Origin of the sequence: Micromonospora sp. NPDC018662 (assembly GCF_044391475.1) — a bacterium.
GTDB lineage: Bacteria > Actinomycetota > Actinomycetes > Mycobacteriales > Micromonosporaceae > Micromonospora.
The window spans coordinates 1-11,993 of the sequence record NZ_JBISAC010000004.1 but is presented as its reverse complement, the minus strand read 5'-3'; the positions used below and the strand labels follow the sequence as shown (position 1 = coordinate 11,993).

8 protein-coding genes are annotated in these 11,993 nt (G+C 74.8%); 5 read left to right on the top strand and 3 right to left on the bottom strand.

Annotated elements, in window-relative coordinates; translation table 11 throughout:
• The first annotated feature begins 56 nt into the window (after positions 1-56).
• Positions 57-2,459 carry a phosphoketolase gene (locus tag ACH495_RS13675; RefSeq protein ID WP_396858060.1) on the top strand — a complete coding sequence of 801 codons (2,403 nt, stop codon included), beginning with the start codon at positions 57-59 and terminating at the stop codon, positions 2,457-2,459.
• A complete protein-coding gene (locus tag ACH495_RS13670; RefSeq protein WP_396858059.1) occupies positions 2,456-3,322 on the top strand; it encodes a universal stress protein in 867 nt (288 codons plus the stop codon). The genes ACH495_RS13675 and ACH495_RS13670 overlap by 4 nt, the downstream gene beginning before the upstream one ends.
• A gap of 131 nt (positions 3,323-3,453) precedes the next feature.
• Here the strand turns inward: ACH495_RS13670 and ACH495_RS13665 are convergent, their stop codons facing one another.
• Complete coding sequence (locus ACH495_RS13665; RefSeq protein WP_396858058.1) at positions 3,454-5,799, bottom strand: heavy metal translocating P-type ATPase; 2,346 nt, start codon at positions 5,797-5,799, stop codon at positions 3,454-3,456.
• A gap of 159 nt (positions 5,800-5,958) precedes the next feature.
• On the opposite strand from ACH495_RS13665, the gene ACH495_RS13660 reads away from it, so the two are divergent.
• Both ACH495_RS13660 and ACH495_RS13655 read left to right on the top strand, forming a co-directional pair.
• Positions 5,959-6,969 (top strand): Acg family FMN-binding oxidoreductase, encoded by a 1,011-nt coding sequence (locus tag ACH495_RS13660; RefSeq protein ID WP_396858057.1) that lies wholly within the window; start codon positions 5,959-5,961, stop codon positions 6,967-6,969.
• Positions 6,970-7,061: 92 nt separating this feature from the next.
• On the top strand, positions 7,062-8,729 hold the full coding sequence (locus ACH495_RS13655) for a GAF domain-containing protein (protein ID WP_396858557.1): 1,668 nt from the start codon (positions 7,062-7,064) through the stop codon (positions 8,727-8,729).
• A 10-nt stretch (positions 8,730-8,739) separates the two neighbouring features.
• On the opposite strand, the gene ACH495_RS13650 is transcribed toward ACH495_RS13655, so the two are convergent.
• Positions 8,740-9,378 carry a response regulator transcription factor gene (locus ACH495_RS13650; protein WP_107159411.1) on the bottom strand — a complete coding sequence of 213 codons (639 nt, stop codon included), beginning with the start codon at positions 9,376-9,378 and terminating at the stop codon, positions 8,740-8,742.
• A 176-nt stretch (positions 9,379-9,554) separates the two neighbouring features.
• Here ACH495_RS13650 and ACH495_RS13645 point away from each other — a divergent pair, with 176 nt between their 5' ends.
• A complete protein-coding gene (locus ACH495_RS13645) occupies positions 9,555-10,529 on the top strand; it encodes an Acg family FMN-binding oxidoreductase (RefSeq protein WP_396858056.1) in 975 nt (324 codons plus the stop codon).
• 16 nt (positions 10,530-10,545) lie between these two features.
• Here the strand turns inward: ACH495_RS13645 and ACH495_RS13640 are convergent, their stop codons facing one another.
• The gene (locus ACH495_RS13640; protein ID WP_396858055.1) at positions 10,546-11,547 is read right to left on the bottom strand and encodes an NAD-dependent epimerase/dehydratase family protein; all 1,002 of its coding nucleotides are present in this window, start codon (positions 11,545-11,547) and stop codon (positions 10,546-10,548) included.
• Between the last annotated feature and the right edge of the window lie 446 nt (positions 11,548-11,993).

Genomic DNA, 11,993 nt, shown 5'->3' with positions numbered 1-11,993 from the left:
GGTCAACTGCCTTCCCGAGTGGCAGCCGACCCCGAGCCACGAGAGGCTGACGCCGCATGGACACCGCGCTGGACCTGCACAGCCCCCTGACCGACGACGAGCTGCGCCGGCTGGACGCCTACTGGCGGGCCGCGAACTACCTGACCGTCGGGCAGATCTACCTGCTCGACAACCCGCTGCTCCGGGAGCCGCTCCGGCCCGAGCACATCAAGCCCCGCCTGCTCGGCCACTGGGGCACCAGCCCCGGCCTCAACCTGCTCTACGCGCACCTCAACCGCGTCATCGTCGAGCGGGACCTGTCCGCCATCTTCGTCACCGGCCCCGGCCACGGCGGCCCCGCGCTGGTCGCCAACACCTGGCTGGAGGGCACCTACAGCGAGCTCTACCACCACATCCCGCGCGACGAGACCGGCATGCAGCGGCTGTTCCGCCAGTTCTCCTTCCCCGGCGGCATCCCCAGCCACGTGGCGCCGGAGGTGCCGGGCTCGATCCACGAGGGCGGCGAGCTGGGGTACGCGCTGAGCCACGCGTACGGTGCCGCGTTCGACAACCCGGACCTGCTGGTCGCCTGCGTGATCGGCGACGGCGAGGCGGAGACCGGCCCGCTGGCCGGGAGCTGGCTGTCCAACGTGTTCCTCAACCCGGCGCGGGACGGCGCGGTGCTGCCGATCCTGCACCTCAACGGCTACAAGATCGCCAACCCGACCGTGCTGGACCGGATCCCCGCCGAGGACCTGCTGGACCTGATGCGCGGCTACGGCTACCAGCCGTACGTGGTCGAGGGCGACGACCCGGCGACCGTGCACCACCTGCTCGCCGCGACGCTGGACCGGGCGGCCGACGAGATCGCCGAGATCCAGCGTCGGGCCCGCTCCGGCGGCGACGTCGAGCGTCCCCGCTGGCCGATGATCGTGCTGCGGACGCCGAAGGGCTGGACCGGGCCGGCGACCGTCGACGGCAAGCAGGTCGAGGGCACGTTCCGCGCCCACCAGGTGCCGATCGCCGAGGTGCGCGACAACCCGGCGCACCTGGCCGAGTTGGAGCGCTGGCTGCGCAGCTACCGGCCGGAGGAGCTGTTCGACGCCACCGGCGGCCCGGTCGCCGAGCTGGCCGCGCTGCCGCCCACCGGCGACCGGCGGATGAGCGCCAACCCGGTGGCGAACGGCGGCAAGCTGCTGCGCAACCTGGAGCTGCCGGACTTCCGTGACTACGGGGTCGACGTCGAGGAGCCCGGCGGCACGGTCGCCGGGGCGGCCGGCACGCTCGGCCCCTGGGTCCGCGACGTGATCGCCCGCAACCCGCAGACGTTCCGCCTGTTCGGCCCGGACGAGGTCGCCTCGAACCGGCTCGGCGCGGCGTTCGAGGTCACCGACCGGGCGTTCGTCGGCCGCCGGCAGCCCGGCGACGACCACCTCTCCCCCGACGGCCGGGTGATGGAGGTGCTCTCCGAGCACCTCTGCGAGGGCTGGCTGGAGGGCTACCTGCTGACCGGCCGGCACGGCATCTTCACCAGCTACGAGGCGTTCATCCACATCGTCGACTCGATGGTCAACCAGCACGCCAAGTGGCTCAAGGTGACCCGGCACATCCCCTGGCGGGAGCCGATCGCCTCGCTGAACTACCTGCTCTCCAGCCACGTCTGGCGGCAGGACCACAACGGCTTCTCGCACCAGGACCCGGGCTTCATCGACCACGTGGTTAACAAGAAGGCCGAGGTGGTCCGCGTCTACCTGCCGCCGGACGCCAACACGCTGCTCTCCACCATGGACCACTGCCTGCGCAGCCGGCACTACATCAACGTGGTGGTGGCCGGCAAGCAGCCGGCGCCGAACTGGCTGACCATGGACGAGGCGGTCCAGCACTGCCGCCGCGGCCTCGGCATCTGGGACTGGGCCAGCACCGACGACGGCGACGAGCCGGACGTGGTGCTCGCCTGCGCCGGCGACGTGCCGACGCTGGAGACGCTCGCGGCGGCCGACCTGCTGCGCCGGCACCTGCCGGACCTGAAGGTACGGGTGGTGAACGTGGTCGACCTGATGCGCCTGCAACCGCCGTCGGAGCACCCGCACGGCCTGCCGGACAACGAGTTCGACACCATCTTCACCCGCGACAAGCCGGTCATCTTCGCCTACCACGGCTACCCGTGGCTGATCCACCGGCTCACCTACCGCCGGGCCAACCACGAGAACCTGCACGTGCGCGGCTACAAGGAGGAGGGCACCACCACCACGCCGTTCGACATGGTGATGCTCAACGACCTGGACCGCTTCCACCTGGTCATCGACACCATCGACCGGGTGCCGGGGCTGCGCTCGCGCGCCGCGCACCTGCGCCAGGAGATGGTGGACACCCGGCAGGCCTGCCGCGACCACACCCGCGAGTACGGCGAGGACGACCCCCGGGTCGCCGAGTGGCGCTGGATCCGCGAGACCGACCCGGCCGTGAGAGGTGACGCATGAACAATGACGAGATCGTGGTCGGCTACGACGGCTCGACCGACGCGTCGGTGGCCCTGGACTGGGCGCTGGACGAGGCGGGCCGCTCGGGCCGGCCGGTGCGGCTGGCGTACGTCTTCGAGTGGTTGACCGTGGCCGGCTGGATCGGCCCCGGGGTGGCCCCGGGGATCTGGCCGGACGAGAACGCCCGCCGGCAGGTCGAGGAACTGGTCCGCAAGGCGGCGGCGGACGCCGCCGCCGACCGGCCCGGCCTCACCGTGCACGGCGAGGTGTTCGACGGCCCACCCGCGCTGGTGTTGCAGGAACGCTCCGCCGAGGCGGGCCTGCTGGTGCTCGGCAGCCGGGGGCACGGCGGCTTCGGCGGCCTGCTCGCCGGCTCCACCGCGGTCTCCGTCACCGCGCACGCGCACTGCCCGGTGGTGGTGGTGCGGGACGGCCAGGCGGCCACGTCCGGGCCGGTGGTGGTCGGTTCGGACGGCTCCGAGCCGGCGCTGCGGGCGCTCGGCTTCGCCGTGGAACGGGCCGCCCAGCGGGACGTGCCGCTGCGGGTGCTGCGGGTCTGGGAGCCGCCGGGCGACCGGTGGGTGCCGCCGGACTTCGACCCGGAGGAGACCGCCGCGAGCGAGCGGGCCGCCGCCGAGGCGGAGCTGGCCCCGTGGCGGGAGACGTTCCCCGACGTGCCGATCGACATCTCGACGGTCCCCGGGAGCGCGGCGTCGCTGCTGGTGGAGGCGAGCCGCTCGGCGCAGCTCGTGGTGGTCGGCAGCCGGGGCCGGGGCGGGCTGCGCGGGATGCTGCTGGGCTCGGTCAGCCAGCAACTCATCCAGCACGCGCACTGCCCCGTCGCCGTGGTGCGCGAGCCGTGAGGCCAGCCACCCCGCTTCCTTACCGTGCGTGACGTCGGACCTGAAGGTTCCGCCTTTCGCGGGTATGACGGTGAGGCATAATTATGCCTCACCGTCATACCGCTCAAAAGCAGTACATGCCGGCGGCGGGCTCAGCGCCCCGGAGTCTCGGGCCCGTCGGCGGGGTTGAGGGAGAAGTAGTCCTCCTCCTCCTGGGCCAGATGCAGGCGCAGCACCGCGTCCAAGCCGTAGAGCGCGGCCAGCAGGTCGGGCACCTCGTCGGCGGGCAGCCGGCCGTCCAGGTCGGCGAGGTGCCCGCCGATCCGCTCCACCAGCCGGACGATCTCCACGTGCGCCCGGCTCATCGTCGAGGTCGCCTCGGCGCTGCCGAGCGGGCCGGCCAGGGCCGGGTAGAGCTGCCGTTCCTCGGCCGCCTCGTGCGGCAGCACCTCGTCGGCCAGGCGCCGGTGCACGTCCCGCAGCGTCGGCACGCACGCCGGGTCGTCCGGACGGGTCGCCACCAGGTCGGCGGTGTCCCGCAGCCGGGTCAGCACGTCCCGGACGCCGCCGTGCTCGCGCTCGTACCGGTCGAGCAGCTCCCGGGTGTGCGGAGGGACGTCCCGCTGCCGCAGGCCGCCGCCCAGCGCCCGCAGCGCGTTGAGGATCACCAGCACGTCGATGCCCTCCTGGAGGAACGCGCCGGCCACCGGGGGCAGCCGGCCGGCGGCGGCCACCAGCATGGCCAGCACCGCCAGCCCCATGCCGACGGTGGCGCTCTGCACCGCGATGCGCCGGGCGTACCGGGCGATCTCGACGGCGTCGGCGAGCCGGTCCAGCCGGTCCACGGTGAGCACCGCGTCGGCCACGTCGGCGGAGGCGGTCGCCCCGGTGGCGCCCATCGCCACCCCGACGTGCGCCTCGGCCAGCGCCGGGGCGTCGTTGACCCCGTCGCCGACCATCACGGTCACCGCGCGCGCCGACTCCGCGCGTACCCGATCGGCCTTCTCCGCGGGGGCGCAGCGCGCGATCACGTCGTCCACGCCGACCACCTGGGCGACCTGCCGGGCCGTGCGCGGACGGTCGCCGGTCACCATCACCAGCCGGGTCAGGCCCGCCTCGCGCAGCCGCCGCACGGTCCGCCGGGCGTCCGGGCGGACCGGGTCCTCCAGCAGGATCGCGCCCAACGGCCCGTGCGCGTCGCTGACCCAGACCGTGGACCGGCCGGACCGCTCGGCCCGCTCCCGGACCCGGTCCGCCCACGACGGCGGCTCGCCGTCGAGCTGGCCGACCCGGACCAGGCGACCGTCGACCCGACCGGCCACCCCACGGCCCGGCTCCTCGGTCACGCCGGTCGGCTCGGCCAGCGGCAGCCCCCGCTCGCGGGCCTGCCGGACCAGCGCGGCGGCCAGCACGTGCGGCGAGAGCTGCTCGACGGACGCGGCGAGCCGCAGCACCTCGTCCCGGTCGCCGCCCGGCGCGACCACCGTCTCCGCGGCCCGGGGCCGGCCGGCGGTGAGCGTGCCGGTCTTGTCCAACAGCAGGGTACGGGCGCGGCCGAGCTGCTCCAGCGAGCCGCCGTCGCGCACCAGCACGCCCCGGCGGGCCACCCGGGACAGCCCGGAGACCACCGCGATCGGTGTGGCCAGCAGCAGCGGGCACGGGGTGGCCACCACCAGCACCGCCACCGCCCGCACGAACTCGCCCGAGAACAGCCAGGCCAGCCCGGCCAGCAGCAGCGTGAACGGCACGAACGCGGCGGCGTACCGGTCGGCCAGCCGCACCATCGGGGCCTTGCGCGCGGTGGCCTCCCCGGCCAGTTTGACGATGCCGGCGTAGGTGCTCTCCGCGGCGTTGCGGGCAGCCCGCAGCCCGAAGCCGGCGCCGGCGTTGACCACGCCGCTGGCCACCTGTTCCCCGGCGGCGCGGCCGACCAGCCGTGACTCGCCGGTCACCACCGACTCGTCGAGCGTGGCCGCCTCCTCGACCGTGCCGTCCACCGGCACCACGTCACCGGGGCCGACCACCAGCCGGTCGCCGGCCACGACCCGGTCCAGCGGCACCACAGCGATCCCGCCGTCCGCGGTGCGCCGCCGCGCCTGCCGGGGCGCGCGTTCCAGCAGCGCCCGCAGGTCGCGGGTGGCCCGGCGCCGGGCGTACTCCTCCAACGCCCGCCCGGTGGCGACCATCACCGCGATCACGGCGCCGGCCAGGTACTCCCGCACCAGCAACGCGCCGAGCAGCGCCAGCACGGCGATGACGTCCACCCCGAACTGCCGGCGCCACAACTGGCGCAGCATCGTCCAGGCGGCCGGCACCAGGGCCGCCACGGTGACCGCCGCCCAGACCAGACCGGCCGCGCCCCGCACCCCCGCGAACCACAGCGCCGCGCCGGCCAGCAGGGCCAGCGTGAGCAGCGCCAGCGGGGCCCACTCGGCCGTCGCGGCCCGCCGGGCGCGGGCCGGCCGTTCGGGTACGCATTCGCGCGGTTCCGTCCCCACGTGCGGATCGTCCCAGGAGCAGGTAGGGCGAACGGGGGTATTCCGGAAGGCCGAAGGACCCGTGCGGCAGGCCCGCACATGCCCGAGGATGGAGCCGCAACCCCCACCTGGCATCCCGAGCATGGGGCACGATGGGGAGAAACAGGAAAGGTCGTGACGATGAGCCACGAGACGCCGGCTGCCGATCGCCCGCTGACCACCGCGCTCGCGGAGGCCGCCGGAACGGCCGGCCACGCCCCGTCGGTGCACAACACCCAGCCCTGGCACTGGACGGTGCGGCCCGACGCACTCGAGCTGCGGGTCGTCAAGGAGCGGCACCTCAGCGCCATGGACCCGGAAGGCCGGCTGCTGGTGGTGAGCTGCGGCGCCGCGCTGCACCACGCCCGGGTGGCGCTGGCCGCCGAAGGCTGGACCCCGGTGGTGGAACGCCTGCCCGACCCGCACCAGCCCGACCTGATGGCCCGGCTCACCGGGCTGCGCCACACCGGCGCCGACCCGGACGCCATGCGCCTGGTGCAGTGCATGCGGGTGCGGCACACCGACCGGCGGCCGGTCAGCGACGAGCAGATCCCCGCCGCCGTGCTCGACGACATCGACCGGGCCGCCACCGCCGAGGGCGTCAACCTGCAACTCCTCGACGACATGCAGAAGATCGAGCTGGCCGGCGCCGCCCAGCAGGCCGCCGCCGTCGAGGCGGACAGCCCGGAGCTGCGCGAGGAACTGGCGTACTGGACCAGCCGGGCCGGCACCGGCACCGGCCTGCCGCCGGAGGTGCTGCCCGACCAGGCGGCACAGACCACCGTGCCGGGCCGTGACTTCGGCGCCCCCGGCTCGCTGCCGATCGGCCCCGGCCACGACAAGGCCGCCGTCTACGCCATCCTCTGGGGCGCCGAGGACGAGCCGCTGAGCTGGCTGCGCGCCGGCGAGGCGCTCTCCGCCGCCTGGCTGGAGGCCACCCGGCACGGGGTGTCACTGGTGCCGCTCTCCGGCGTGGTCGAGGTCGACGGCACCCGCGAGGTGCTCCGGCGGACGCTGGCCGGGCTGGGCCACCCCTACCTGAGCATGCGGCTCGGCGTGGCCGACCCGGAGCACGCCGGCCCGCCGCACACCCCGCGGCTGGACGCCGCGCAGACCGTCGACACCTCGGCGGTCCGCGGCCAGCCGTCCTGACCGTCTCGTCCACGGCGTCCGCCGGGCGATAGCATCGCCCGGTGGCCGCCGCACCGAACCCCCGGCACGAGCCCGTCACGCCGTCGCTCGGGTTGACCCCGCTCTCCCGGGTCCGTCTCGACGAGCTGCTCCAGGAGATGCTGGACCGGGTCGGCGAGGTGGTCACCAGCCGGGAACGGCTGCGCGCGTTGCTCGACGCGGTGGTCGGCATCGGCTCCGACCTCGACCTGCGCAGCACCCTGCAGCGGATCGTGCGGTCGGCGTGCGAGCTGGCCGGCGCCCGCTACGGCGCGCTCGGGGTGATCGGCCCCGACCGGATGCTGCACGACTTCATCGTCCACGGCATCGACCCCGAGCTGCACGCGCGCATCGGCGAGCTGCCGCACGGGCGGGGCGTGCTCGGCCTGCTCATCGACGAGCCGAAGCCGCTGCGCATGCCGGACATCACCCGCCACCCCCGGTCCTACGGCTTCCCGCCGAACCACCCGCCGATGCACAGCTTCCTCGGCGTGCCGGTGCGCATCCGCGACCAGGTGTGGGGCAACCTCTACCTCGCCGAGAAGCAGGGCGCCGCCGAGTTCACCGAGGACGACGAGGAGATCGTGGCCGCGCTCGCCGCCGCGGCCGGCGTGGCGATCGAGAACGCCCGCCTCTACGCGCTGGCGCACCGGCGGGAGCGCTGGCTCGCCGCCGCCGCCGAGATCACCTCGGTGCTGCTGGGTGAGGTACGCCGCACCGACGCGCTGTCGCTGGTCGCCCGCCGCGCCCGCGAGGTCGCCGAGGCGGAGCTGGCCCTGGTGCTGCTCTACGACGAGGACGAGGCCCAGTTCACCGTCGAGGTCGTCGACGGCGCCGACCCGATCGCCCGGGAACTGGTCGGCACGGTGCTGCCGGCCGCCGAGACCAGCTTCGCCGGCTCGGCCACCGAACGCCGGCACGAGCAGGTCGACGACCTGGCCGAGGCGGCACCCTGGCCCCGCCCGGTGGTCGCCGGCCCGGCGGTGGTGTCCCCGCTCGCCGCCGCCGACACGCTGCACGGCGTGCTGGTGATCGCGCACCGGCCCGACCACGGCCCCGCCGGCGACGACGACCTCGCGCTGCTGGCCAGCTTCGCCGGGCAGGCCGCGCTGGCCATGGAACGGGCGCGCGGCCAGGAGGAACGGGAGCTGCTGGTGGTCCTGGAGGACCGCGAACGGATCGCCCGCGACCTGCACGACGTGGTGATCCAGCGGCTCTTCGCCACCGGCCTGCAACTGCAGAGCGGGGCGATGAACGCCCGGCCCGAGGTGGCCAAGCGGATCAACCAGGCGGTCGACGACCTGGACGCCACCATCCGCGACATCCGCCGCACCATCTTCGAGCTGCGTACCCCGATGAGCGCGGCGCTGCGCACCGAGATCCGCGAGGCGATCGAGGTGGCCGCCGAGACGCTGGGGCACCGGCCCGGCCTGGAGCTGGTCGGCCCGATCGACAGCGCCGTCCCGGACGAGCTGCGTCCCGAACTGGTCGCCGTGCTGCGCGAGGCGCTCTCCAACGCGGTACGCCACGCGCACGCCGACCGGGTGTCGGTGCGGGTCGCGGTGGACGCCGGCCGGGTCGACGTCACGGTCACCGACGACGGGATCGGCTGCGACCCGGCGGCGGCCCGCAGTGGCCTGGTCAACCTGCGCGAGCGGGCCGAACGGCTCGGCGGCGGGTTCACGCTGCGCCGGGTCGAGCCGCACGGCACCGAGCTGAGCTGGAGCGTCCCGCTCGACTGACCGGGCGAGGTCAGTGGGTCTTGCCGAGCAGCCGGGTGGCCAGCACCGCCGCCTGGGTGCGCCGCTCCAGACCCAGCTTCGCCAGCACGCTGGAGACGTAGTTCTTCACCGTCTTCTCCGCCAGGAACATCTTCCCGGCGATCTCGCGATTGGTGAGCCCCTCCGCCACGTACTCCAGGATCCGCCGTTCCTGCTCGGTGAGCGACTTCAGCTCCCGCGGCTGTTCCACGCCGCTGCGGATGCGCTCCAGCACCCGGGTGGTGATCGCCGGGTCGAGCAGCGACTGCCCGGCCGCCACCCGACGGACCGCGTCCACCAGGTCGGTGCCGCGGATCTGCTTCAGCACGTAGCCCGCCGCACCGGCCATGATCGCCGCGAAGAGCGCCTCGTCGTCCTCGTACGAGGTGAGGATCAACCCCTTGATGGACGAGTCCACGGCGCGGACGTCCCGGCACACGTCGATGCCGTTGCCGTCGGGCAGCCGGGCGTCGAGGATCGCCACGTCGGGGCGGAGCGCGGGGATCCGCCGCGCCGCCTCCTGGGCCAGGCCGGACTCGCCGACCACCTCGATGTCGCCGCTGCTGGTCAGCAGGTCGGCCAGGCCACGACGGACGACCTCGTGGTCGTCGAGCAGGAACACCCGGATCATCAGTCCTTTCTACCCGCTGCCCGGCACCCCCGCACGGGCCGAAGGTCCCGTCGTCGACGCGCCGCCCCGGGCCGGTCGGACCCGCCCAGATGGGGACCTCCGGCCCTGCTCAGGGCCACTTCCGGTGACGCACCGTTGGAACCGGAAGCCCGGCGCCGTACGGAGGGAGCACGACCATGACGACCGGATACACCGGCGGCCAGCTGCGGGCCGCGGTCGCCGACGCGGTACGCGCGCCGTCGCTGCACAACACCCAACCGTGGCGGTTCCGGCTGCACGACGGCGGCATCGAGGTCGCCGTGGACCCGCTGCGCGGGCTGCCGGCCACCGACCCGAGCGGCTGGGGGGCGCGGATCGCCTGCGGGGCGGCGCTGTTCAACCTGCGGCTGGCGCTCGCGGTGGCGGGCACCCCGGCCACGGTCCGGCTGCGCCCCTACCCGGCCGAACCGGACGTGGTGGCCCGGCTGGTGCCCCAGGTGCCGCGCCGGCCCACCCCGACCGAGCAGAGCCTGTACGGGGCGATCGGCAGCCGGTTCAGCAACCGGGCGCCGTTCTGGCCGGACCCGGTGCCGGCCGAGGCCCGCTGGCGGCTCGGCGAGGCGGCCCGCGCCGAGCAGTGCTGGCTGGAGCTGGTCATCGGCACCAGCGCGGTCAACGCGTTCGCCGAGGTCGCCCGCAGCGCCCACCGGGTGCTCGAACGCGACCCCGCGTACGTGGCCGAACGGGTGGAGTGGATCCGCTCCGAGCCGGCCCCGGACGGCGTACCCGCCACCGCCGGCGGCCCGCAGAGCGAACCGCAGGACCTGCTGCCGCAGCGCGGCTTCGGCGGGCGCAACCGCGCCCCCGGCCGGGACTTCGAACCCGAGCCACTGGTCGCCGTGCTCGGCACCCCCGGCAACACCGGCACCGACCAGGTCGTCGCCGGGCAGGCCCTGCAACGGGTGCTGCTCACCGCCACCGACGCCGGGCTCGCCGTGTCGATGCTCTCCCAGCCGATCGAGGTGCCGGCCGCACGGGAGGCGCTGCGACTGTCCCTGGGCCGCTTCGGCACGCCGCAGATGGTGATGCGGATCGGGTACGGCCAACCGGGCCGCGCCACCCCGCGCCGCCCGGTCGACGAGGTGCTCGACCTGCCGGTCACGCAGCCCTGACGTCCGCGACCCCCGGTCAGGCCGGCAGGCTGGCCAGCAGCGCCGCCTCCCGCTCCGGGGCCAGGCCCACCGGGGCGCGCGCCGGCCGGCCGGCCCGCGCCGGCACCCGACCCACCTCGCGCAGCCACCGCCAGGTGTCCGCGACCGTCTCGGCGACCGGCCGACAGACCAGGCCCGCCGCGTACGCCCGCTCGACGTCGCGCTCCTGCAACCAGCGGTACTCATGCCCGCGCGGGATCCAGATCGGCAGGTCGTTCCACGGCTCCACGCCGGCGGCGAGGATCGGCGCCGGCGGCACCCAGCGCAGCGTCGCGTCCGACCCGGTCGCCGCCACCACCGCGTCGAGCAGCTCACCCATCGTCGTGTGCCCGCTGCGACCGACCACGTTGTACGCCCCGCCGACGCCTTCCGCGCCCCGGTCCAGCAGCCAGCTCGCCAGGTCGCGGACGTCCACGTACTGCACCGGGAGATCCCGCGGCCCGGGGGCCAGCACGTCCCCGCCCCGGGCCACCCGGTGCAGCCACCACGGCAGCCGCCCGATGTCCTCCCCCGGCCCGAGGATCAGGCCGGCCCGTGCCAGCAACGCCCGCTCGCCGTACACCTGCACGGCGGCGCGCTCCGCGCCGGCCTTGTTGCTCGCGTAGTCGCCGTCCCCCGCGTCCGGCTCCGCCGCGACGGTCGGCGCCTCCTCCCCGGTGCCCAGCCCGACCGGCGGCGCGTACACCGAGCCGCTGGAGACGTAGACGTAGTGCGGCACCGCGCCGGCCAGGGCCCGTGCCGAGTCCCCGACGGCCCGGGGCGCGCCGTCCCAGGTGTCCACCACCAGGTCCCACTCGCCACCGGCGAGCGCGGCCAGGCCGCCGGGCGCGTCCCGGTCACCCCGCAACCGGTGTACGCCGGCCGGCGCCTCCCCGTGCATCCCCCGGTTGAACACGGTCACCGACCAGCCCCGGCGTACCGCCTCGGCCACCACCGCCCCACCGACGAAACCCGTACCACCCAGCATCAGCAGTCGCATACGTCCCACCCTGCCCCCACCAGCCGGCCTGGCCTGCCCCCGTTCACCCTGAGCAGATCTCCCCACAGCAGAACCCCACCCGCCCCTCTGCGTTGATCATGAAGTTGACGGCGCCCCGCCAACTTCATGATCAACGGGGTGGGGCGGAGTTGGGGTGGGTCGGGGGTGGGCGTTGCGCTGCGCTTGCTCCGGTGGGTGGAACGCCATGGGTGTCTGCGCAGACCTGGGACACCCATGGCGTTCCACTCACGGCGTTGGCGGGCGGTGGGTGGAACGGTATGGGTGCCCGGACAGACCTGAGACACCCATGGCGTGCCACCCGAGTGCGCGGGGTGGGTGGTTTGTCTGGTTGGGGGGTGTCCCTATGGGTTTCGTCAAGCGGGGACGGGGCTGGTTGGGCGTGGTTGGTAGGGGATCTTGTCGCGGAGCATGGCGAACAGGACGTC

What these genes read in the sequence shown, in the direction of transcription:
- ACH495_RS13675 (WP_396858060.1), top strand. Translation starts at nt 57, where the DNA reads ATGGACACCGCGCTGGACCTGCACAGCCCCCTGACCGACGACGAGCTG.
- ACH495_RS13670 (WP_396858059.1), top strand. Translation starts at nt 2,456, where the DNA reads ATGAACAATGACGAGATCGTGGTCGGCTACGACGGCTCGACCGACGCG.
- ACH495_RS13660 (WP_396858057.1), top strand. Translation starts at nt 5,959, where the DNA reads ATGAGCCACGAGACGCCGGCTGCCGATCGCCCGCTGACCACCGCGCTC.
- ACH495_RS13650 (WP_107159411.1), bottom strand. Translation starts at nt 9,378, where the DNA reads ATGATCCGGGTGTTCCTGCTCGACGACCACGAGGTCGTCCGTCGTGGC.
- ACH495_RS13645 (WP_396858056.1), top strand. Translation starts at nt 9,555, where the DNA reads ATGACGACCGGATACACCGGCGGCCAGCTGCGGGCCGCGGTCGCCGAC.
- ACH495_RS13640 (WP_396858055.1), bottom strand. Translation starts at nt 11,547, where the DNA reads ATGCGACTGCTGATGCTGGGTGGTACGGGTTTCGTCGGTGGGGCGGTG.